Source organism: Acinetobacter sp. 778_lipA, from assembly GCF_058242985.1.
Map to the genome: position 1 here is coordinate 953,250 of NZ_JBZAYT010000001.1, position 24,921 is coordinate 978,170.

General features: G+C 34.9%; 14 protein-coding genes. All 14 read left to right on the top strand.

The genetic code is table 11. The annotated features are described in order from the left end of the window. Positions 1–12: 12 nt before the first annotated feature. On the top strand, positions 13–1,242 hold the full coding sequence (locus AC4CUY_RS04500; protein WP_490773714.1) for a tetratricopeptide repeat protein: 1,230 nt from the start codon (positions 13–15) through the stop codon (positions 1,240–1,242). Between the two features lie 91 nt (positions 1,243–1,333). Next, positions 1,334–1,504, top strand: a complete 171-nt coding sequence (locus AC4CUY_RS04505; protein WP_198114713.1) for a hypothetical protein — start codon at positions 1,334–1,336, stop codon at positions 1,502–1,504. A gap of 413 nt (positions 1,505–1,917) precedes the next feature. Then, complete coding sequence (locus tag AC4CUY_RS04510) at positions 1,918–4,284, top strand: type I restriction-modification system subunit M (RefSeq protein WP_490773715.1); 2,367 nt, start codon at positions 1,918–1,920, stop codon at positions 4,282–4,284. An 8-nt stretch (positions 4,285–4,292) separates the two neighbouring features. Next, on the top strand, positions 4,293–5,600 hold the full coding sequence (locus tag AC4CUY_RS04515) for a restriction endonuclease subunit S (protein WP_490773716.1): 1,308 nt from the start codon (positions 4,293–4,295) through the stop codon (positions 5,598–5,600). Positions 5,601–5,657: 57 nt separating this feature from the next. Further along, a complete protein-coding gene (locus tag AC4CUY_RS04520; protein WP_490773717.1) occupies positions 5,658–6,836 on the top strand; it encodes a DUF4268 domain-containing protein in 1,179 nt (392 codons plus the stop codon). A gap of 33 nt (positions 6,837–6,869) precedes the next feature. Next, complete coding sequence (locus AC4CUY_RS04525; protein ID WP_490773718.1) at positions 6,870–8,795, top strand: DUF262 domain-containing protein; 1,926 nt, start codon at positions 6,870–6,872, stop codon at positions 8,793–8,795. A 5-nt stretch (positions 8,796–8,800) separates the two neighbouring features. Then, the gene (locus tag AC4CUY_RS04530; protein ID WP_490773719.1) at positions 8,801–11,071 is read left to right on the top strand and encodes a GmrSD restriction endonuclease domain-containing protein; all 2,271 of its coding nucleotides are present in this window, start codon (positions 8,801–8,803) and stop codon (positions 11,069–11,071) included. Continuing rightward, positions 11,071–14,127: a type I restriction endonuclease subunit R gene (locus AC4CUY_RS04535; RefSeq protein ID WP_490773720.1), complete on the top strand. Its 3,057-nt coding sequence runs from the start codon at positions 11,071–11,073 to the stop codon at positions 14,125–14,127. The genes AC4CUY_RS04530 and AC4CUY_RS04535 overlap by 1 nt, the downstream gene beginning before the upstream one ends. Before the next feature lie 566 nt (positions 14,128–14,693). Continuing rightward, positions 14,694–15,476, top strand: a complete 783-nt coding sequence (locus AC4CUY_RS04540; protein ID WP_490773721.1) for a uracil-DNA glycosylase family protein — start codon at positions 14,694–14,696, stop codon at positions 15,474–15,476. 101 nt (positions 15,477–15,577) lie between these two features. Beyond that, positions 15,578–17,653, top strand: coding sequence for an anti-phage ZorAB system protein ZorA (gene zorA / locus AC4CUY_RS04545; protein ID WP_490773722.1), 2,076 nt, complete (start codon positions 15,578–15,580; stop codon positions 17,651–17,653). Between the two features lie 18 nt (positions 17,654–17,671). Further along, complete coding sequence (gene zorB1 / locus AC4CUY_RS04550; protein ID WP_490773723.1) at positions 17,672–18,403, top strand: type I Zorya anti-phage system protein ZorB1; 732 nt, start codon at positions 17,672–17,674, stop codon at positions 18,401–18,403. A gap of 5 nt (positions 18,404–18,408) precedes the next feature. Then, complete coding sequence (locus tag AC4CUY_RS04555) at positions 18,409–19,812, top strand: EH signature domain-containing protein (protein WP_419359842.1); 1,404 nt, start codon at positions 18,409–18,411, stop codon at positions 19,810–19,812. A gap of 8 nt (positions 19,813–19,820) precedes the next feature. Next, on the top strand, positions 19,821–23,024 hold the full coding sequence (locus AC4CUY_RS04560; protein ID WP_490773724.1) for a DEAD/DEAH box helicase: 3,204 nt from the start codon (positions 19,821–19,823) through the stop codon (positions 23,022–23,024). Positions 23,025–23,265: 241 nt separating this feature from the next. Beyond that, complete coding sequence (locus AC4CUY_RS04565) at positions 23,266–24,915, top strand: DUF7017 domain-containing protein (protein WP_490773725.1); 1,650 nt, start codon at positions 23,266–23,268, stop codon at positions 24,913–24,915. The last annotated feature ends 6 nt before the right edge of the window (positions 24,916–24,921 follow it).

Sequence of the window (24,921 nt, forward strand, 5' to 3'; positions counted from 1 at the left end):
GATAGAAATCAAATGAAAAGATTAATGCTTCACCTTGTTGTCGCCACTAATATTGTAGTTACCAGTTCAACAGTATCTGCTGAAACCAAGAAAGTGAACCTGTCGGCAGGACTGAACTATGTACTGTCACAAGTCGTGACCAAAGGAGATAATAATCAAAGTCACCATAATATGGGGATGCTTTACTACTTAGGAAAGAAAGGTGTACCTGTAGATCATAAAAAAGCGGCTGAATGGTTTTCCAAGGCAGCAGTGAATGGTTTTGCTCCTTCACAGTACACATTAGCAGTCATGTATCTTAATGGGGATGGTGTGCCACAGGATGCAGAAAAGGGCGTTACTTTGTTGCAAAGTGCTGCACGGCAGGGACAACCTGAAGCGGTCAAGTTATACAATACATTGCAGGCTAAAGCACAGCAGCTCAATGCTGTTCAAACGCCATCAGTACAAACAGCCATTAAATACTATGATACATCCAAGCTTGGACCTAAGAACTTTAAGCAAGTTGTACTCCCTAACCTAAGTACAGATACCGTTGCTCGAAGTTTTTATAAAGTGACATCATCCAGAGAAAGACAAAAAGATGATTATTGGGGGAGTGGCAATTACTACTATGTTAACAAGCCTAGCGACTTGGACGATCTCACAGACGCTGTGATCAGTATTGCCCCTATTTTTACTTATCAGAATATGCAGGGGGAAGCCCGTTATTTAGTCCCTGTGGAAGTGACTTTAGTAATCGAAGGCAGGATAGAAACTTCACATGTTACACGAGGTACTTTGGAATTATATCTCTTTAAAAAATTGGACAATGGACAATTCCAAATGATTTCAAAAACAGTCCAAGGGGGAGTTGAAAGTATTGAGGGATATGGTCGAACCTCATGGAACGCCCAAGAATTTAAAAAGAACTTACAAGCATTTGGAAACAATACACTAGGAAGCTATACCGTTGATGGTTATTACGGCAATGGTTATGGGGAAAGCGTATGGTCACTTCTTTTGTTAAATGAGGACGACTATATTGTTGAACAAATGTTCGAAGAAGGAAAAGTTTCAGAACAACCAGAGTACGGCTATTCTTCAGCAATCAAAGTTAACAAAAATGGACAACCATTTTATCCATTCCAGATTCATTATCAGGGAACGGATATGAATGACAATAATCGGATGGTTAAAGTAAATAAAATTGTACTTTATCAGTATGATAGTAAGAGTAAGTTTTATTCGAAGCCGAAATAATACTCTTAAATTAAAGAAACTATATTGATGTCTATCCTCCTGTTTCTGGGTATTAGTAATTGGAGGATAATATGAGAATGAGGAAATATCAGTGACTATTAAACCAATCAGAAATGATGCTGATCTTACTAACGCTTTTATTCGTTTAGAAAGCATCTTTCAAGCAGATAAAGGTACGCCTGAAGCTGAGGAAATGGAAATTTTAGTCACACTCATTGAAGTTTATGAAGACAAATACTACCCAATCAAATGTAGATTCTGACGTGGTACTGACAAAAGAATTACTGAATGCTGCTGATCAGGTTGGTCTAACCGTAACAGACACCACCAGCTTTGATGGAACCAAAGCCTGAATGTCACCGCAGGAATAGAACATAACAGCCAAAGTAGTCATAGCAAAACCAATAGCCAAAGTATGAGTTACACCTATGGCGGTGATGGAAGTGCATCGATAGGCAAACAAACTAGCACATCAGAAAGCAATCGCCTGACTATCAAAGGCGGCGAAGTGAGCATACAGGATCGGGGCAATCTACAAGTCAACAATATCCATGTGGTGAGCCTGCAAGATACTTCGAGTAGCAATATTTAAGTAATTCATATATACATTGCCGTAAAACTTTAAAATAGTGTTAAATACAGGCATTAAAAATTTACGCTTTATTTTGGGTTCTTATGGATCATTCAGTACATAACAAATTGGTTTCATTTATCTGGTCAATCGCTGATGATTGCCTTCGAGATGTCTATGTACGCGGTAAATATCGTGATGTGATTTTACCGATGGTGGTATTACGCCGTTTAGATACACTTTTAGAACCAACTAAAGATGCAGTAATTGAAGAAGTACGATATCAACAAGTCGAAATGGAACTCACTGAGTTTGATGATGTAGCTTTAAAAGAAGCATCAGGTTATGTGTTTTATAACACATCAAAGTGGACATTACGTTCACTCTACACAGCGGCATCGAATAACCCTGAAATTTTATTAGCAAACTTCGAAGAATACTTAGATGGTTTTAGCGCTAACGTTAAAGAAATTATTCAATGCTTTAACCTATTTGCTCAAATACGCCACATGTCACATAAAAATGTGCTTTTAGATGTTGTTGAGAAATTTCTATCGCCGTATATTAATTTAACACATGAAAGTGCTGTAGATCCTGACGGTTATCGCTTGCCTGCATTGACCAACTTAGGTATGGGCTATGTCTTTGAAGAATTGATTCGTAAATTTAACGAAGAAAATAACGAAGAGGCGGGTGAGCACTTTACCCCACGCGAAGTGATTGAGTTAATGACGCACTTTGTCTTTGACCCAATTCAAGAGAAATTACCTTTAACCATTACAGTTTATGACCCTGCATGCGGTTCAGGTGGGATGTTGACTGAATCTCAAAACTTTATTGATGAACGTTATGCCGTGGAAAAAGGCAACCGTGACGTGCTTTTGTATGGTAAAGAGATTAATGACGAGACTTATGCCATTTGTAAGTCAGACATGATGATTAAGGGCAATAACCCTGAAAACATTCGTGTTGGTTCGACCCTGACCACAGATGAATTTGTTGGTACGAAGTTTGACTTTATGTTGTCAAATCCACCGTATGGTAAGAGTTGGGCATCTGAGCAAAAATACATCAAAGATGGGTCAGATGTGGTTGATCCTCGCTTCGTAGTGAAGCTAAAAGACTATTGGGGCAATGAAGAATCGTGTGATGCAACACCACGTTCAAGCGATGGTCAGCTTCTTTTCCTCATGGAAATGGTCAATAAGATGAAATCGCCTGAGCATAATGGCATTGGTAGCCGTATTGCCTCAGTTCATAACGGTTCAAGTTTATTTACGGGTGATGCTGGAGGCGGGGAAAGTAATATCCGTCGCTACATCATCGAAAATGACTTACTGAATGCAATTGTACAGTTACCAAATAATCTGTTCTATAACACAGGCATTACCACCTATATTTGGTTGTTGTCGAATAACAAACCTAAGCATCGTAAAGGCAAAGTGCAACTGATTGACGCAAGTTTAATGTTCCGTAAGTTGCGTAAAAATTTAGGTAATAAAAACTGTGAATTTGCCCCTGAACATATTGCGGAAATTATGCAGACTTATCTTGCAGGTCAAGATGTAGAACGTCAGCTTAACGAGCAAAATGATCCTGTTGGTATTGCAAGTAAGGTGTTTGATAACCAAGATTTTGGTTATTACAAAGTCAATATTGAGCGTCCTGACCGTCGTAAAGCACAGTTTAGTACAGCGCATTTGCAAGGCTTACGTTTTGATAAGTCGCTGTTTGAGCCAATGGAATATATGTATAGCACCTATGGCGATGACATTTATACCGAAGCGAAGCTAGATGCTGTGAAAAAAGAAGTACTGGCATGGTGTGAAGAACAAGAGATTACCTTGAATAATAAAGCCCTAGCTAAGCTGTTTGATGTGAAGTATTGGAATGCTTTAAAAACAGCGTTGGACAATGCGTTAAGCATCATGCAACAAGTCGGCACAGATGAGTTTTCTGACTTTAACTTGTTTAAAAAGAAAGTCGATGAAGCGATTAAAGCCTTAAAAATTAAGCTGTCGAATTCTGAAAAGAACAACATTTTAAATGCAGTGAGTTGGTATGACGAAAGCGCAGAAAAAGTGGTGAAAAAAGTCGTGAAGCTGAATGACGCTGAGCTTGCTGACTTAGTTACACATTTGGGTTGTGTAGAAACTGATTTAGCTGACTTTGGCTATTATGCAACGGTGAAAAAAGGCGAATTTACCACTTATGAAAGTAACAGCGACTTACGTGATAGTGAGTCTGTACCGATAAAACAGCAGATTCATCAGTATTTCTTAGATGAAGTAAAACCGCATGTGGCTGAAGCGTGGATTAATCTGGATTCTGTGAAGATTGGTTATGAGATCAGCTTTAATAAGTACTTCTACCAGCATAAGCCGTTGCGTTCTTTAGAAGAAGTTGCTCAGGATATTTTAAGTCTTGAGAAGCAAGCGGATGGTTTAATTGCACAGATTTTGGGTCTTTAAGGAGAAGCATGATGTTTGAAAAATATGATGCTTATAAAGATTCGGGTGTGGATTGGATTGGTGAAATTCCAAATAATTGGAATGTCGTAAAACTTAAGCACTTACTACAAGAACCTCTCAAATATGGAGCTAATGAATCAGGTATAGAATTTTCAGAGGATTTACCTAGATACATTAGAATCACTGATTTTAATGATGATGGAAAGTTGGATGAAAAAAACAAATTATCTTTGACTTGGAAAAAAGGTAAAGATTATTTGTTGGATGATGGCGATATTCTGTTAGCAAGAAGTGGTGCATCAGTTGGTAAAAGTTTTTTGTTTAAATTAGAAAATGCAAATGAAAAAGCTTTTTGTTTTGCAGGTTATTTAATTAAAGCTAAAGCGGACATTAACAAAATTATTCCAAAATATTTATATCTGTATTTAAATTCAGAAGTTTTCTTTGAATGGAAAAATTTGATTTTCAATAAAGCTACTATTGAAAATATCGGTGCAGATAAATACTCTGAATTTTTCATAATTTTACCTTCTTTAGATGAGCAATCTAAGATTTTAGATTTGTTAAATCCTTTTTTGATGAATATCGACCAAGCTATTGCCATTAAAGAACAGCAAATTGCTTTACTTAATGAACGTAAGCAAATTGTCATTCAAAAAGCAGTGACTCAAGGTTTAGATTCAAATGTACCGATGAAAGACTCGGGTGTGGAATGGATAGGTGAAATTCCTGAGCATTGGGAAATCATAAAAGTAAAAAATTTGTTTAAGTTAATTATTGAACCTGCACCTAAAAACAATGATTTAGAGCTTTTATCTGTTTATACAGATATAGGTGTCAAACCTCGTAAAGAATTGGAAGAACGAGGAAATAAGGCATCTACTACAGATGGATATTGGAAAGTTAGAAAAGGCGACATTATTGTTAACAAATTGCTGGCATGGATGGGGGCAATTGGTTTATCTAATTACAATGGAGTTACAAGCCCAGCATATGACATATTAAGAGCTGTAAAGCCATTAAATCCATATATTTATCATCTATTATTTAGGTCTCCAACTTGTAGTGCAGAATTGAAAAAACATTCAAGGGGAATTATGGATATGAGACTTCGCCTGTACTTTGATAAGTTCGGTGATGTATTAGTTCCGTATGCTCCAATTTACGAGCAAAATGAAATCATCGAATATATTGAAGTAGAAGAGCAGAAAATTAATGCAGGAATTGAATTAATAAATCAACAAATCGAAAAACTCAAAGAATATAAAACCACACTCATTAATGACGCTGTGACAGGCAAAATTAAAGTGGAATAAAAAATTAAACCTAGCGAACTTCGGTTGGTTAGGTTTTTTTAATATTTCGGGGGGAATATGAGCTTATATACAGTAGACACAACCAATAAAAAACTGAAACCATTAGATGGTACAAAACTCAGCGAACAACAGCTGACCGAGCGTTATGACTTGCAAGAATGGTTAGTCAGCCATCCAGAAGCCTTGGGCGAAGAACTGCTGATTATCCAAAAAGAATTTGATGGCTTTGATGGGACTGGGGAACGCTTAGACCTTTTGGCATTAGACACCAAGGGACAGCTTGTACTGATTGAAAATAAGCGCGATGACAGTGGACGTGATGCCGTGTGGCAGGCACTCAAGTATGCGTCTTATGTTGCACCGTTTACTTCAGATGATATTGAAGACGTATTTGCAAAATATTTAATTAAAAATAAACCTGTATGTGCAGATTTAGATGATCATGCCTTTGATGCCGACCAAGTCAAAAACACTGCCAAAATATTGATTGAACGCTTTTTAGAAGAACATCAGGAAATGGGCGTGTCAATTACGACACTTAATCCACGCAATAGCCAACGAATTATTTTAGTAGCAGGTGAGTTTCGAAAGGAAGTGACCAATACTGCACTGTGGCTGCTTGACCGTAAGATTGATGTGAAATGTGTAAAGGTTTCACCTTACAAGTTAGCAGAACAATTGCTAGTTGATATCCAGCAGATTATACCTGTACCTGAAGCATCGGAATATATGGTAAGACTCACTCGAAAAGAAGATGAAGAAACCATCGCCAAAGTAAAACAAGCTGATCATACCGATATTCGCTACCAATATTGGGAGCAATTGCTTGCTCATTTTTCACAAAGTGATAATTCACTTTATAACAATATTAGCCCGAAGACTGATCATTGGCTGAGTTCGGCAACTGGTATATCGCAATGCACTTATCATCTGATTTTCTTGCAGAAAGCGATACGAGTAGATATTGAGTTTGAGAGAAAGGAAGCCGTAGAGAATAAACAAATGTTTGATTTCTTTTATGAGCGTAAACATGAGATTGAAAGTAAGTTTGGTCACTCACTAGATTGGCTCAGATTAGATAACAAGAAATCATCTCGCATTGAATTTATTTTACATACTAACGGCTACAATCAAGAGTTATGGAATAATCATACGGCTTGGCATTTGGAGCATATTCAGAAGCTCGAACAAGCCTTTAAGCCGTATATGAATGAAGCTTATCAAATCATTAAGTAAGAACAGTAAAAATTTAAGAAATTGGGGTATAGGGTGAATACGGAAAATTTATTGGCACAGATTAGCCAGCTTTTAGAAGACAAGCCGGATTTGTCCGAAATTGCAGATGATCGATTAGAGAAACTTATTTCTTATTTAGGGCAAAAAGAAAATTCATTGGAGCTGAAAACCATCAGTGAATTACAGAATGCTAATTTTTTCGTAGATAGTTATCAACGAGGCTATAAATGGAAACAGCAACAAGTTACGGAACTGCTAGATGACATTGATGAGTTTGAACCAAAGCAGGAAAGCGATTTCTATTGCTTGCAACCTGTAGTCGTTAAAAGAAAAACTGAGGGCACACAATACTATTGGGAACTCATTGACGGTCAGCAACGGATGTCCACAATTTTTATTATTTTGACTTACTTAACCAATGAGCAATATTTCTCTCTTCGTTATGAAACTAGAGAATCTAGTACAGAGCATTTAAATAACTTAGCTGGACTCACTGAAAATAACCTGCCAACGATTGATGCACATTACTTCTACACGGCTTATCAAGCTGTGAAAAAATGGTTTGAGGAAAAGGGATCAGAATTTAACAAACAACATTGGAAAAATAAGCTTCTGCATCATACAAAAGTCATTTGGTACGCTGTACGTGTAAATCGAGATCAAGATTCAAAAAAGCAATCTATTGAAATCTTTAGCCGACTGAATCAGGGGAAGATTCCACTCACCGATGCAGAGTTGATTAAAGCATTATTCTTACAAAAAATTGCGAAAGCTTATGGGAATGATCATCTTGCAGTTCAGAAACAAACTGAAATGGCGAATCAATGGGATGCTATAGAGCAAGCGCTACAAAATGATGAATTTTGGGCATTCTTGAGTCCATCACAACAAACCAATAAACACACGCGTATTGAACTTATTTTTGATCTTATTGCGGATAAATCGACTGATAAAAAAGTGTTAAAACTGAAAGTGGATCATCAAACTTTTATCCATTACGCTAATAAGTTTAAATCAGCCCAAGATGTGAAAGATTTAATTGAAACAGAGTGGCTAAAGGTTCTCTCAGGATTCCAGTATTTAAATGAGTGGTATGAAAATGATCGTTTATATCATTTGATTGGATACCTAATCGGTCAGAAATATAAAACAATCCAAGAGATTTGGTTAGTTGCACAGGGGTGTAAACGAGATGAATTTGAAGCGAAGCTAAAAAATTTTATCCAACTTGAATTAAGTAATCTTTTCAAGAAAGACAAAAATGCCAAAGAATTAGATTTTGATCATATCTTCTATGATGTAGATGACACCTCATGCCGCCCAAAAATTAAATCTATTCTCATATTATTTAATATTTTTAGATATGAGCGACACAACACACGTTTTTCTTTTAAACGCTATAACCAAGTAAAGTGGGATATTGAGCATATCCATGCCCAGCAAAGTGAGGAACTATCCAACAAGGATGATCAAATCAAGGTTTGGATCTCTGAGCAAAAGGCATTATTAGGAGAAATAGCAGACATTTTTTCAAAACAAAAGCTTAGAGCGATACTAAGCCAATATGAGACAGTCTCTGATCCTACACAAAGAGAACTTTTGTTTAGTGAATATAATGAAATTTTAGAACTCTTGATTGGTAGTTTTTCAGAAAATATTCAGACACTTGATAATTTATGCCTTTTACCAGAAAGCGATAATCGCTCTATAGGGAATGATCCGTTTTTTATTAAAAGAAAGAAAGTTTTACAAGCAGAAAAAGAGCTGTATGAATTAGCTAAAACTAACACAGCGAACTTTATTCCTTTGGCATCACAACAGGTCTTCTCTAAATATTTTAGTGACGATGTAAACCACATGCTGAAGTGGGATATAGCGGACAGGAAAAACTATAAAAAAGCATTGTTAGACTGCTTTAAACAATATGGTATTGAATTTCACGATGAAAATGAGGGGTGATCAAAATGGCTAAATTGACATTGTGGAAAGCATTGGAACAATATCATATTGTTATTCCTACAATTCAGCGTGATTACGCACAGGGTCGAAAGAATGATCCAAAGATTACTCAAATCCGTAAAGCATTTTTGCAAGCCTTAGTACAAAGTTTGACTGAAAATCAAGAGCTTGAACTTGATTTTGTCTATGGGGCTTTAAATCAAAAAACACTTGAATTGTTAGATGGGCAACAACGTCTAACGACTTTGTTCCTTTTACATTGTTATCTTGTGAATAAAAATAAAGCAAATATAAATGAAATTGATTTAATCAAAGGACAATTACAGAAATTCAGTTATCAAACGCGTACAAGTTCTAAGCTGTTCATTTCTCAATTGGTTGAGAAGTTAGTCGAAATGGAATGGATCGGTAAGCCTTCCGTGGCGATTGAAAACGAAGCGTGGTTTTTAGCAGTATGGCGTAAAGATCCAACCATTATTTCAATCTTAACGATGTTAGATGAGTTGGATTCATTACTAGGGTCAAAGACGGCGGATGAGCTTGAGAAATTATGGGTGAGTTTGAGTAGTCATTCAGTTCTGAATTTTTATCTGCTACCAATGAATGAGTTTTCATTAACCGATGAGCTATATATCAAAATGAATGCCAGGGGGGTTCAACTAACAGAATTTGAAAATTTTAAAGCATGGCTCCAGGGTTTTCTTGAAAATAAAATAGATACAAGCAAAGCAAATGCTTTTTTTCAGAGTATTGACTCAGAATGGACTGATTTAATCTGGACTGCTAGTAATAATAAAGATTGGAATAAGTCTTTTGATGTGAGTTTTATTCACTTATTTAAAATTTGTCTGTTATGTGAGTACAGAGCATATTTATCCAAAAATCAAAAATCTGATTACACGGATGAAAAAGATAGTGATAGTTTAGTGAGCCGTTTGAGACTGAATTTATTTATTTCGCAAATTGAATATATAGATCTATTCTCAAATGATGTTAGCAATACGATTGATCACATAACAGCGCTTTTAGATTTTGCTATTGTAAAGCAACAAAGCCAAAACAATATTCTTGAAATCTTAAGTAAAGATAAGCCTTCCTATGAAGAGCAAGCAAACTTAGCAACTACTTATTATTTTACTAAGTATATTCAAAATATTGATCAATTTGAGGATTGGAACAGAATTAGTGGGTGGTTAGTAAAAAATGCTAAGGGTTACTATAACTCTGAAAAATTGATGCTCTCAGTACTCGAAGCGCTAGAACAATTAGCAATCTATATTGGTCATGAAAACGTTCTACAAAAAATTAGCACTTTGCACCAACAGCAAGACATCATAGAATTTTGTAGTAAAACTGCTTTTGAAAAATCACATATTGAACATGAGATTGAAAAAGCCCAACTCATACTTCAAGATCAAGCTTGGAAAGAATTGTTAAATAAATACGAAAAGCATAATTATTTCCACGGTCGCGTTGATTTCTTACTTGATTATGCAAAGGCAGATGGTGACATCATTTGTATGAATAAGTTTGCTTATTATGCTGAAATTGCGGAAAAGTTATTTACAAAAGCCTTTATCGAAGACAAGGAATATCGATTACATCGATCATTGTTAAGTTTAGGAAACTATTTTGTAAAATACGGGAGAAATTTAAGTTTTTGTTCAGATTCGTATAATTCTTATCGTGATAGGGCTGAAAATTGGAGGGCTGTATTTGATAAAAATAGAGTGTCTGAAGAAAATAAAGAGCCACAACTTAAAATATTATTTGATTTGTTAGATGATGATATAAGTTTTGCGAAACTTGAAATTATTAGAAATCAAAAGTTGGCTCAAATCTATGATTGGAGAAGATATTTTATTCTTGATAACAGAATATTTAGCTATTGCTCATATGCTCTCATTAGAAAGGAAAGCAATGATCTTATTTATCTTTTAAAAACATCGGTGCTTAGAGGCAAACACGCTGAACTAAGAAGTTATGTTTTATATTTCACCTTGCTGTCACCAGAATACGGTTTAGCAAAAACAGATCTTGATTATTTATCTGTTTCCAACAGAGAGACAATGCCAAGTTTAAGGGTTAAAAATAAGCTTCGAATCACGTTTAAGAACGGTGAGTTTATCAATGAAATCATTGAGCAAAATTTAGAAGATGTTGATGTTTTTAGACCAGTAACAAGTGAAGAAATGTACGAGTTTAAATATATCATCAAAGCACAACAGCAAGTACTAGATGAAATTAAACATCCAGAAAGAGAAGAGGTTGCCTAATGGTCAGTTTAACCAATGAACGTGCTTTAGAAATGGCAATTGAAAAGGCACTAACTGGAACATGCCTTGAGAATGTCAAAGCAGGTTTAACAGACATTGCTCTACCTCATCATGGTTTTGTGTCAGGTTCACCTTCAAGTTTTGACATGTTGTATGCACTAGATACCCAATATTTTTGGCAGTTTCTAGAGCAAACGCAAGCTGAAGAATTGGCAAAGATTCAAAAATTTAACCCACACGATTGGCAAAGAAAAATCTATGAACGCTTTGATCGAATGATTCGTAAGCATGGGGTAGTTCATTTGCTTAAAAAAGGTCTCGCCGTAGATCAAGCGCATTTTCAGTTGATGTACCCAGCACCGTTAGCAAGTAGTTCTCAGAAGATCAAAGATCGATTCAAGCAGAATATTTTCAGTGTGACTCGCCAATTACGCTATTCAAAAGCTAACCCACTGCAAGAAATTGATATGGTGGTGTTTCTTAACGGTATTCCAATCATTACCTTTGAATTAAAGAATGAATGGACAGGGCAAAATGCTCGTCATCATGGGCAGAAGCAATATAAACAAGATCGAGATATTACTCAGCCATTACTCAACTTTGCACGTTGTATCGTGCATATGGCTGTAGATACTGATGAAGTCTATATGACTACGAAGCTAGCAGGTGCGAATACTTTCTTCTTGCCATTTAATAAAGGACATAATGCAGGAGCAGGGAACCCACCAAATCCAGAAGGTCATAAAACTGCATATTTATGGGAAGAACTGCTTTCTAAAGATAGTCTAGCTAATATCATTCAGCACTTCGTACGACTAGATGGCGATGAGAAAACCTTATTAGATAAAAGGACTCTCTATTTCCCGCGCTATCATCAGCTCAGCGTAGTACGACGTCTTATTCATGATGTTTCTGCACGTGGCGTAGGGCAGACATATCTCATTCAGCATTCTGCAGGTTCAGGTAAGTCAAATTCGATTACATGGGCGGCATTTCAGTTGATTGAAGCCTACCCAGAAGAAGAAGACATTGCAGGAAGCCGAGGACTAGAACATCCATTATTTGATTCAGTGATTGTGGTGACGGATCGCCGTATTCTTGATAAACAGCTTAAAGAGAACATCAAGGAGTTTTCTGAGGTTAAAAATATTATGACGCATGCTCATAAGTCCTCAGAATTGAAATCTGCTTTAGAAAATGGCAAAAAAATTATTATTACTACAATCCAAAAATTCCCGTTCATTATTGATGGAATTGCAGACTTAAGTGATAAGCGTTTTGCTGTGATCATTGATGAGGCACATAGTTCTCAATCAGGTGTTGCACATGACAAAATGAATGAAGTTATGGGCAAGGCTAACGAAGACGTTGATGGGGTCGATGTTCAAGACAAAATTCTAAGTGCGATGTTGGCACGTAAGATGAAAGGCAATGCATCCTATTTTGCCTTTACTGCAACACCAAAGAATACGACTTTAGAAAAGTTTGGTGAAAAGCAAGCTGATGGTTCTTTTAAACCTTTTGATCTGTATTCGATGAAACAGGCGATTGAAGAAGGATTTATTCTAGATGTCTTGTCGAACTATACGACCTACAAGAGCTTCTATGAAATTGAAAAATCGATTTTAGCTAATCCGTTATTTGATACGAAAAAAGCGCAGAAAACATTAAGAAGTTATGTAGAGAAAACACAGCAGACGATCGATATCAAAGCTGAAGTGATGCTTGATCATTTCATCCAGCATGTTGTAAATACCAAGAAGTTAAAAGGTAAAGCAAAAGGGATGATTGTGACTCAAAATATTGAGTCTGCGATCCGATATTATAAAGCGATTGACCAACTCTTAGAGCAAGCAGGTTATCCATTTAAAGCAATCGTTGCATTCTCTGGAGAGAAGAAAGTCGATGGGATTGAATATACGGAAGCCATTCTCAACGATTTCTCTGATAATGACACCAAAGATATGTTCGATCGCAGCTATATTGGTGAGAAAAAGCCTGCTGGGGTGAATGAAGATCAATATCGGTTATTGATTGTTGCCAATAAATATCTAACTGGTTTCGATCAACCGAAGCTTTGCACGATGTATGTTGATAAAAAACTGGCTGACGTGCTGTGTGTTCAAGCACTCTCTCGGTTAAATCGTTCAGCACCTAAATTAGGTAAGCGAACTGAAGATTTATTTGTGCTAGATTTCTTCAATGAAATAGAAGATATCAAACAATCATTTGATCGTTTCTATACTTCGACTACATTATCACAAGCCACTGATATCAATGTACTCAACGAACTAAAAAGTGAGTTAGATGGTGTTGGGGTATATGAGGTATCGGAAGTGGAAGAATTTGCCACAAAATACTTTGATTCAGTAGATGCAGAAAAACTGAGTCCGATTATTGATATCGCCGTTGCACGTTTTGACTTAGAATTGACTGCTGGGGACAAAGCAGATTTCAAAATCAAAGCAAAGCAGTTTGTGAAGATTTATGGTCAGATGGCATCAATTTTACCATATGAAGTTCCAGCTTGGGAAAAGTTGTATTGGTTCTTAAAATTTTTGATTCCGAAACTTAAAATCGAAGACCCTGAAGCAGATGCATTGGATGAGTTATTAAACTCAGTGGATTTAAATTCATATGGATTACAACGTAAAAAACTCAATGAACAGATTGAATTAGATGCCGAAGAAACGGTTTTAGATCCGACAAATTCTAATCCACGTGGGGCTCATGGCGGTGAAACGGAAGAAGACCCATTAGATGAAATTATTAAAACATTTAATGAACGTTGGTTTGGTAGTTGGGCCGCAACTCCTGAAGAGCAAAAAGTGAAGTTTGTGAATATATTAAAACAAATCAAGGAACATTCTGATTTTGAGAGCAAGTACTTAAATAACCCTGATCCACATACCAAAGATTTAGCCTTTGATAAGATCATGAATGAAGTCATGTTGCGTCAAAGAAAGGTTGATATGGATATGTATAAGCAATATTCAAAAGATACTGCTTTTAGAATGTCATGGAAATATAGCCTGCAACAGGGTGTTATGCGATAAGGACAATATATGTGGAGTTGGATACAAGGGGAGCTTTATACATTCCTGATGGTTATGGATCGTTATCCAAAGGTTTGGGTACTTCCTTGTATCTTTTTCTTATTTTGTATTGGTGTTATTGTATGGCTCAATTATCAACTAGGTCATTATTTTGAGACACGTAGTGTGACGCAGATGACACCTTTTCTGGATCAATTCATTGTGAATTTTTATGCTAAAATTCGCGGGAAAATAGTGAATCGGTATTTGATACTGGGTACATTTGTGTTGTTTGCTATTGGATATCTGAAATATCGTAAAAAGATTTATTTCTAGATCAGAGAAATCTAGCCAAAGATTGTAAGCGTACTCTTGCGTATCAAAAATTTTGGTTGGGTAAAAGATGGATCAAAACTGAATAAAAAATCTCAATAAACTTTTGTCTTAATTTACCATTTAGTGTGAGTTAAACTGCCACCATCTCAGAAAATATTGTAGCAGAAGATAGAAATATTATAACTACTTAAAATACAGATAGTAATATAGCTTCTTCACTATTCATACAAACTGACTCCTAGAGGGGAAACATGGGCACAACGTCATACTCAAGTATGGTTACAGCCATTAAAAAATTAAAAGTTGGCATGAGTAAAGACTTAGTAAATTTAGAGCCATTGAGAATTAAACAGGATGGAAGTCTTAGTTGTTACTATATTCCATTTGATTATATTACGAAGAATGCAAAGGTTGTATTGGTTGGTATAACTCCAGGAAAGACTCAATTATTTAATGCTTTGTGTTCGGTTCAGAACTCTTTGGAAAAAGGTTTGAGTGAAGAAGAAGTACTTAGAGTTGCTAAGAATGTAGGTGCGTTTAGTGGAACACTACGCAACAATTTGATCAAGTTATTAGATTATATTGGCTTACATGAAAAGCTGGGCATCTCAAGTACTGCAGGTCTTTTTGATAAAGATGCACATTTGGTGCATACAACTTCTGTATTAAAGTACCCCGTATTTATTAATGGTAAAGACTATAGTGGATCAACACCTAATATGCTTAAACACCCATTATTAAATGAAATGATTGATGCTTATTTAATGGAAGAAATTCGCCAATTGCCGAAAGCAATTTATATTCCTCTTGGTCCTAAAGTTAGCCAAGTTTTTGAATATTTAATTCAACAAGGATCATTAGAAGATCACCAAGTTTTATTTGGATTGCCACATCCCTCAGGTGCCAATGCAGAAAGAATTGCGTATTTCTTAGGAAATAAAGCTCGAGAATCCCTAAGTATTAAAACAAATCCAGATTTGCTTGATCAAGCTAAAGTAAAAATTTTAGAAAAGTTATCGTTAAACTTTAATTAGTTTTTACAAAATATATTTTCTTCCTATTAGATTGAATGAAGAAGATATATGGAGAGTGATTTATTTGATATAATTTTCTAATTGTTATTTATAAAAATATTATGGGGTTTGTAGTGAGTTTTTTAGCTATTGCAGAGTTTTTACAGGGTTTTTATGTCATTCCAATAGCAATGGCAATTTTCGTTTCTGTAGTGATGTTTTTCTTTGTTAAAGAATACTGGACTCCGGCCAAACGCTTAGCTAAAGAGCTTGATGATATTATTAAAAATGTCGATGAAGGAGTGAATTTTCAAGAAAGTAAAAATTCACTAAAGAGTCTTTTGTCAGCGAATCCTACTCTTAAACATGCGTGGGAAAATTATAAAAACTCTTTACATGATATTAGAGAAGAAGTTGATGGTGAGTTTCAGATAATTTCATCGAGGTCAACGGTCTCAAGTGACATGTTTTTTTCTCAAATAGCAATTATTGATACACCACTAAAAGTTGATTTTTATAAACATATTCCAGGAATTATTACTGGTGTAGGTATTATTGCAACATTTTTAGGTCTTTTATTCGGTTTACTCGCATTTGATCCTGCTGGCGATCCTGCGAAGGTACAAAGTAGTCTTGCTCTACTGTTAGGTGGGGTAGGTGAAGCATTCATGGCTTCTGGGTTAGCAATTTTAATCGCTATGCTAATTACATGGAAAGAGAAGTTTTGGTTAAGAGAGTGCTATGAGAAATTAGAACAGCTTACGACAGCCATAGATTTGAAGTTTGAACCTGATGAAACAAGTGAAGAATATTTATCTCAATTGTTAAAATCATCACAAGCAAATGAAACTAATGCTCGTCAGTTAAAAGATAGTCTAGTTAATGACTTAAAAACTATGATGACTAATTTAATTGATGAAAATAAGAAAAATCAGCTAGCGTTTACTGCACAATTAACTGAAAGTTATAGCAAGACTAGTAAAGACATGGCAGATCAGATAGGTCAGTCCATTTCGGATAACTTACAAGCGCCATTAGAAAAAATTGCCTCCAGTGTACAGCAGGTGAGTGGTGATCAAAGCTCTGCTGTGCAGGAATTAATGACAGATGTGCTTACAGCTTTCATGACAAAGTTAGAATCTACATTTGGTTCTCAAATGACTGGTATGAGTGAGATGATGACTCAATCAGTATCTGCTATGAAAGAAATGCAACTTGGTTTTACTCAGTTACTTACAGACATGAAAGTAAATAGTGAAAGTAGTGCAAAAAATTTAGAAATTCAGATGTCTAAAATGATTGAAGATATTCAGTTAAAGCAAAATGCGATGTCTGAGCAAATGAATTCCATGGTAGAACATTTATCGAAAGGTGCAGAAAAAATTGGTGAACAAGGACAACATGCAATAGATCAATTAAATGGTAAGGTTTCTGAACTTATAGGGCATATGGGTGGAACTATGTCCAGCGTAATGGCCGATATTGCTAAACAACGCATGGAACAGGACCAAGTCATTGCAGATAATCAACAGAAACTACATGAACAGTCTTCAAGTTTAATTAACAATCTAGGAACTGAAATCAAAGAATTGATTATCCATAGCCAAAATGCTGTTGATGCCTATAAGGAAAATATTCAGAAACTCACCTACGTGACCACTGATAGCATTACAGGGATGAATAATGGCGCAGAAAAAATGCGTCTAGCTTCGGAACAATTTAATAGGGCAGGTACTACATTGATTAGCGTTACCGATAAGACATCACAACTTATCTCAGAAGTAACTGCTATTTCTACTCATTTAACTAGTGCAAGTAACAATCTTCTTTCTTTATTGGGTGATTATAAGAACTCACAGGATGCTGTTAATAAGGCGATAGGGGCACTTGACGGTCTAATTCAACAGGCTCAATCTGAAGCGGGCATGAGCACGAAAATGCTAGATGATATGAATCAAATGACAACCGCATTAAATCAAGTGAAAAAAGAGATACAGGATTATCTTGAACAAGTTAGTGATGTACTAGTTAAAAGTTTTGAAAGTTTTGGGACTTCTGTGGAAACGAGTCTTAACCATTCCCTTGGGATTTATGATAATACGCTTGACCAAGCTGTTAAGCGCCTTTCAAGTGGGGTTGAAGGATTGGGTAGTTTTGTCGAGGATCTAGAGGATCTCGTTAGACAAAAGAAAAGCTAAATTTGGAGTACATGAAATATGTTGGGTAATCGGTACTCTAAAAAGGCACGGCTTAAAGATGAAGGTGAAAAACCATTCTGGATTTCATTTGCAGATTTAATGACAGCCCTAATGACTCTTTTCCTCGTGGTTATGGCTGTATCGCTTATGATTGTGACGAAAAAAATTAATGAAGCTACTCAAGCTGAAGATCAACGAAGTGCAGAAATTTTAAATATTTGCCAAAGTATCAAGCATAGTGCGAAGTTGAAAGATGCAGGTATTGAAGTCGATTGTAAAAATAATCGAATAAATTTTGGCGAGGCTGGGCGTTTTTCACATAATGATTATCGGTTAAATGAAGTAGGTCAAAATCGACTCAATACAATTGTGCCGATTATTCTTGAAGAGGCGAATAACCCACAAGGTGAAAAGTGGTTTAAGCAAATTGTGATTGAAGGCTTTACAGATACAGATGGTTCATATTTGTATAATTTAAATTTGAGCTTACGTCGTTCCGAATGGGTGATGTGCAGTTTACTTGATCCAAAATTTAGTTCAGGTCTATCCTTGACTGAACAACAAAAAAATCAAGTGAAACAATTGTTTCTTGCAGGGGGAGTGTCTTTTAATTCAGCTAAAGATAGTAAAGAAGCTTCACGTCGTGTGGAGCTTAGAATGCAATTTTATGGCTTAAAAGAAAAGGAGACCTCAGAACCTCAACCTCATTTTGTTTCCGCTCCTGTGGAAACTTGCCAGTTGGCGAGGTGATAAGTATGAGTATAGAAAAACTAAAATTGCGTTTAGGACAAAAGCTTTGCGATTCTTCTAGTGAACAATATACACATTCAAAATTTGTAAAACCTCAGCGACTGATTAAAACGCTTAACGTTCTCGAACAAAGATTTGATGATTTAGAAAATACAATTCCTTTAGATGAAAAAATTTTTAGGACCATTTCTAAATTAGAGTACTCGGGTTTTGAGTCGTTCACACGAAGAGATTGGAAAAATTTAGCATGGGCTTTAAGCAAAACTTTACCAGATAATAAACAGAAACTGATTTTTAGTGAAATCGGTAAAAGGATTATTCATCATTTTAAACAAGCAGACGTTGGTCTTATAGGATTGGTTTATTTCCCTTTATTATATAGCTATTTTGCTTTAGAAGATGATGATGTAAAAGATAAGCCAGCAATTTGGGTTCAATTAAGAGAAATACTAAAAACACACAGATCGAGCGTTTATAAGGATTTAAAGCGTCCCAAAAAATGGATGAATACACTTTTGGATTATTCCGAGCTTTTATCTGAATTACCTACTGAAGTGTTTGTACATGGATTCATATATGATAAAGATGTAAGTGGCATTCAAAATGATTTAGATAGTTTGAAAATAGCCGCTAATAGCTGGTTTTGGGATGATTTGATTAAGAACTCTATTCAAGCTGTCAAAATGATGAATGAAGATGAGTATTTCAAAGTTACTCCTCGCTTTCTAAAATTAGCCGAACAGAATGTTTTATATACCAATGATATTCTTATAGCTTTATTAGAGCGATACGCTAGGACTTCTAAGCGGGAACAAGTGTATGAAGTTTTGAAGCATTTAGCTTTGAATCAATGGGGGAATCCACAATATGATTCATCTGCCGGTTGGAATAATGTCAATGCAGATACTAAACGTATGGTCATTCAATGGTTTGTACGAGCTGACCTAGAAGCTTTTTTTAAATTATTTAGTTCATCAGCAGATATAAATCGTTTTAACTACTGGATTAGATATATAGATAAAATTTCATTTTCTCAAATTTTTTTAGGTCCAGCTGCTTTCCAGTCTAAACAACCTCAACATAGAGAATTTCGTGAGTTAAACAGAGGGCGTTTGAAAAAATTAGTAGGATCCACTCAGACTAACAATGCATTCATGCTAAGAATCGAAAATCTATATGTGATTGATTTCTCTGATACTGGAAATGCATGTTTTATTGTTAATAAAATTCCATACAGTGAAAATAAGTTAGAGGTACATCGAGATACTTTAAAGCCTTGGAATAATTTGCTTAAGTTAAGTCATACACCAGGTTGGCAATCACGTTTTGACGGTAGGATGGAAGAATTAGGAGTCTTTCTTAATCATGAAAAAGTGAAAAAAATTAACAATAGATATAGTAAGAATTAGGAAAAATTATGAAATTAGCATTTTGGAAAAGAAAGAAAAGCAATGATGTTGTACAAGATGAAGAGCTGAAACATGTTTCAAAGCTATTCAGTTATAACGAGCTTGGTATTACTTTTTCAATATTAGAAAATGCTAAATCAGATACAGATTTCTATTGGCAAAGTCTTGAAGAAGAGGACTTAGCTTATCTTGTAGATGAGCACTACATGCTTCCTTGGGAAGAACTCTTTCAAATTCTACAGGATGAGGAGCATAAAAATGTTATTAGCTTGCTTAACTTGCCAAAACAAACTTCGTTAAGACCAGTGATTAAAAGTGAGGGTGGTTTAAGTGATTCGAATTTTAAAATTATTCTAGATGGATGGTTAAACGAAAATAATGTTAAGGCTAAAAATATTATTCAGCGCAAAGGGGGGGTGTTAATAATAGATGGCGTAGAATATCTATTAAATGAACAAGGCTTTAGACTTGTCGAAAAATTAAAAGAATTTTCAAGATTAGAAAATAAAGATAAAGAATTAAATCAGAAATATTGGGCTAAGATTCGTAATTTAGCACATAAAGCGAATGCGAATTTAGATGAGTTTTTAAGAAAGACAGTAGTTCTTGCACCTGAGAAGTTACAATTAAATCTTCGTAAAAATCTAATAAGCCAGGAATCAATTGTAGAGATTCAACCTACATTTGATGAAGCCCCATTCAATTGGTTAAAAACATTCGATCAATATAATCATGTTCAGGATCAATACAGTATTAGTCTACCCGATGGTGGTATTGCGCATGTTGTAATTCCTCCTTCGGTGAAGCAAGTGCTAACTGAAATAAAAAAAATGCCAAGTAGACGTGTCTCAGGTGAAAGAGCTCAGGCATTTTTACATAACCCATTTGCTCAATTGGGTGATGATGCGATTGATGTTATTTCACCGGAAAGTTTTGAAACTGCAAAGCAGCAAGCAGAAATTTATACTTATACATTACAAATAGAAAAAAATTATGATGAGTTAAAGCATTATATATCAGCAAAATTAGAGCTTTATGAAAACTCTGAAAGAGAAAAAAATCCTATTCATTTAGAGCTACATAACTTAGATCAGACTTATTATTTTGTTCAAGCCTATGAGAAAAAATCTCCATTTTTTATGTGGGCTGGATATGAAATTGAAAGAAATAGTTATTTAGATCAGCAGATTCAAGATTTAAAAAATGATTTAGATGAAATAAAAAAATATCAAGATGAGCTGCAAGCAAAACAAGTGCTAGATTTATCTAATTACAGTGGGCGTGTAATTGGTATTGGTGAGGCTGAAAAACTTAACTCTGAATTTATTAAAAGAGATAGTGGTGAATCAGAATGGCTACCGCAACATTTAATGGATTTGGAACTGCAGTTGCAAGATGAAAATTTAGAGCAAAATATAGCACAACTAGAAAAATGTATTAGAGACGCTGAGCAAAGTAATTTAAATGAAATTGTAGTGCCAAATACGGATACAAAATTATCTCTCGAGCATGCTCAGACTCTATTAAATCAACTACGTACTTCAAAAAGTAAAGATCAAGATGAAAAGTTAATAGAGAAGGAAACTCCTCAACCTAAGAAAAAGAAAGATACGTTGTTAATTGCGAACAATATTGATGAGGCTGAATTTACTAAACAGCGAGCAGAGCTATTAATTTTTGATGAAAATAATCCCCCATCAGCAAGATTACCAACTAGTTTTAGAAATAATGAATTTAGTTTAAAGCAGCATCAAGCGTATGGAGTGGCCTGGCTACAGAATCTGCATCAGTATGCGCCAGAACAAGTGAGTGGGTGTTTATTGGCAGATGACATGGGATTAGGTAAAACACTTCAACTATTATGTTTTATTGGTGAATATCTAGAAAATACTAAAGTTAAGAAACCTGTATTGGTCGTTGCTCCAGTTTCATTATTAGAAAATTGGGAAGCTGAAGCTAATCGATTTTTTAGTAATAAATTTTCAAAAATACTAAGTTTGTACGGTGATAAGTTAAAGGAAAGGAAAATTCCTAAACATCTCATTTCATCACAACTACGCGAAAATCACGGTATTACAAATCTTCTTGAGGAGGACTGGCGTGGTAATGCGGATATTGTTTTAACGACATATGAGACAATGCGTGATCTTGAGTTTTCTTTGGCAAGAGAAGACTGGAGTATCATGATATGTGATGAAGCACAAAAGATTAAAGTTCCCACAGCTATGGTAACTAAAGCGGCAAAAGCTCAGAAAGCAGATTTTAAAATAGCATGTACAGGAACACCAGTTGAAAATTCTTTAACTGATCTTTGGTGTCTCTTTGATTTTATACAAGAAAACTTATTAGGCCCACTCAATGAGTTTGGAAAAATGTATCGCAAACCTATTGAAAATGTAGAAGGAACTGATGAAACGGCTCTTATAAAACTTCGTGAAATCATTGCTCCTCAAGTTCTAAGGAGAATGAAACATGATGTCGCAGATTTACCTGCTAAAGTCGAGGTCGATAGCTGTAAAGATATTCAAATTAGTTTATTGCAAAGACAATTGTATATTGATGTAGTCAACCGATTCAAAAAATTAACTGATGAAGGTAATCAGGGAGCAATGTTAAGCTCTTTACATAGTATGAGGATGATATGTGCTCATCCTTTACACTTTTACCCAACCGCAAGCTTGAAAGATTCTCCAAAAGTAAATTGGTTGTTTGAAACATTAGCATCAATAAAACAAAAAAATGAAAAAGTAATAATATTTACTGAATTTAGAGATATACAAGTTTTTCTTAAGCGAATTCTGATGGAGCGATTTGGATTAAATATTACAACAGTAAATGGTGATTCTAATACCAGTGGTAAGAAAGGGTTAACCAGACAAAACTTAATTGATAAATTTCAAGAGAAGTACGGGTTTAATATTATTATTCTGTCTACTACCGCTGTAGGATTTGGCGTAAATATACAACGTGCTAATCATGTGATCCATTATACACGTAGTTGGAATCCTGCAAAGGAAGATCAAGCGACTGATCGTGCATATCGTATTGGTCAAGATAAAGAAGTTTTTGTTTACTATCCGTCAATTGCTGCAAATGATTTTGACACTTTTGAGATAAAGTTAGACCAACTTTTATCAAGTAAACGTGCACTTGCTGATGATATGTTGAAACCAAGTACAGATCTAAGTAAGGATTTGATTAAATTGATTTAGACAAGATCTGAATAGTTACCAATATCTTCATCTGGGTTGCCTCATTTTGAGGAAATCCAGATGTCTAAGATACTGGGAGTTGTCCAAAATTGATCAAATATAGATGTTGATAGTGTTGTGGATAATTTAATATTAAATAGCTATCGCTTATTTAGATTTAAATCATTTAACATAAAATTATGAAAAATAAGATTATTATTGGAATATAATCTAGAAATATTGATCGATTGTGATAGTTAAGATGAATTGGCAAGAAATTAGTCAAATTAGAAAGAATGGTGATTATCTACGAGCTAGAGATTTAGCGCGAGTAGAGTTGCAGCAATCCCCAAATTATCTTCAACTAAAAAGTCAAATTGAGTGGACATATTATTCTGAAATAAAAGAAATCACTACTAAGCTAAAACAAACAGATCCAATTGATCAAAGACTTGTTCAGCAATTAATAAAAACTTTTGAGGATTATATTAAAGGAGAAACGCGTCGACCAGAAATGGCATTTTCAATGATATTGCAATTGATCAGCCCATATGCAATACATTTTCCTGATTTTTATAATTATGTAAACTGGTTTGGCAAAGTCGCTTTGAGAGCAGAAGATTGGGAAGTCAGTACTTATGTAGATAAGCAGGGTAAAGATCGTCGCAGTCTTCCTGTAGCTTATGAAATTGCTAGAGGTCTATGTAAATGGGCGAAATCTGTTCAAGAGCTGAAAAAGGAACAAGCAGACTTTTGTTTGGATTGGGCTAATCAGGCACGATCTAAGTTATCAGCTGAGGATGCTATTTGGCTAGATTGGGATGCTGTCGGTGTCTTAAGACGTATGGAAAATTATGAAAATGCAAGTCAAGTGCTATCATCTGTTTTAAAGTTGAAAAAATCTGAATTTTGGGTTTGGGCTGAAGCTGCAAGAGTTTATCAGTTTGAACAAAAGGATTTAGCTTTAGCATGTTTTTGTAAAGCTATGCTTTGTAAAACGGAAGAAAAATTTTTAGTTACGGCTCATTTTGATTTTGCTAAACTTTTAATCAGTTTAGAGATGTTTGATGAAGCAAGTTTTGAAATCAATCAATCAATTAATATTAGAAATGAGAATCAATGGAATTTGCCTGAAGAATTAAATCGTTTAACTCAAAATAGTTGGTTTGATCCAGATAAGAAAGATTCAAAATTAGCTAAAGAATTTTATGAAGAGCATGCATCAGATGCTTTGACTTTATGTTTTGATGAAATTAGAAAAATTTCTGCAACATATATAGGGCAATTAAAAATTAAGCGAGATGGTAAAAAAACAAAAGAATTTGCTAAGTTTTCTATAAAAAATGGTAATAATTTTGAGTCATTACTCGCTAATGGTTTTAATCATCTTAAAATGAAGAAGGGAGCTCCAGTATTAGTTACATTAGGTATCCAAGAAGACTCCAATCAGAATTTAGTAGTAAATGTTGTTGAGCGGATGGATGGGGACGATTGGGAGTGTACTAATCAACAGTTTGGTATCATTAGCTATATCAGTGATGATTACGAGAATGTGAAAGTTTTTCTTAATAAAGATAAAGAATTGAAGTTAGATCAAAATATCTTAAGAAACTTAAAAGATAAAATATCGATAGGCTCTAAAGTAAAATGCTTTTCAACAATTAATGCCAAATCACAGCGGATTGAAATTTCACATGTGGAATTAGCTAATAGTGCAAAAATTACTGATATGAAAGAAGAAAAAGGTGAATTACGTAAAAATTCAAAAGGGTTCGGATTTGTTAATGATGTCTTTGTATCACCAAACTTAATCAAGAATATTGAGGATAAAGCACTAATAAATGTACAAGCTATCTTCAGTAAACAGAGAGATAAAGAAACTTATAGTTGGAAAGCAATATCAATTTCATAAAAATAA

Coding starts and splice junctions, on each gene's coding strand:
- AC4CUY_RS04500 (WP_490773714.1), top strand. CDS start 13: ATGAAAAGATTAATGCTTCACCTTGTTGTCGCCACTAATATTGTAGTT.
- AC4CUY_RS04510 (WP_490773715.1), top strand. CDS start 1,918: ATGGATCATTCAGTACATAACAAATTGGTTTCATTTATCTGGTCAATC.
- AC4CUY_RS04515 (WP_490773716.1), top strand. CDS start 4,293: ATGATGTTTGAAAAATATGATGCTTATAAAGATTCGGGTGTGGATTGG.
- AC4CUY_RS04520 (WP_490773717.1), top strand. CDS start 5,658: ATGAGCTTATATACAGTAGACACAACCAATAAAAAACTGAAACCATTA.
- AC4CUY_RS04530 (WP_490773719.1), top strand. CDS start 8,801: ATGGCTAAATTGACATTGTGGAAAGCATTGGAACAATATCATATTGTT.
- AC4CUY_RS04535 (WP_490773720.1), top strand. CDS start 11,071: ATGGTCAGTTTAACCAATGAACGTGCTTTAGAAATGGCAATTGAAAAG.
- AC4CUY_RS04540 (WP_490773721.1), top strand. CDS start 14,694: ATGGGCACAACGTCATACTCAAGTATGGTTACAGCCATTAAAAAATTA.
- zorA (WP_490773722.1), top strand. CDS start 15,578: ATGGGGTTTGTAGTGAGTTTTTTAGCTATTGCAGAGTTTTTACAGGGT.
- zorB1 (WP_490773723.1), top strand. CDS start 17,672: ATGTTGGGTAATCGGTACTCTAAAAAGGCACGGCTTAAAGATGAAGGT.
- AC4CUY_RS04555 (WP_419359842.1), top strand. CDS start 18,409: ATGAGTATAGAAAAACTAAAATTGCGTTTAGGACAAAAGCTTTGCGAT.
- AC4CUY_RS04560 (WP_490773724.1), top strand. CDS start 19,821: ATGAAATTAGCATTTTGGAAAAGAAAGAAAAGCAATGATGTTGTACAA.
- AC4CUY_RS04565 (WP_490773725.1), top strand. CDS start 23,266: ATGAATTGGCAAGAAATTAGTCAAATTAGAAAGAATGGTGATTATCTA.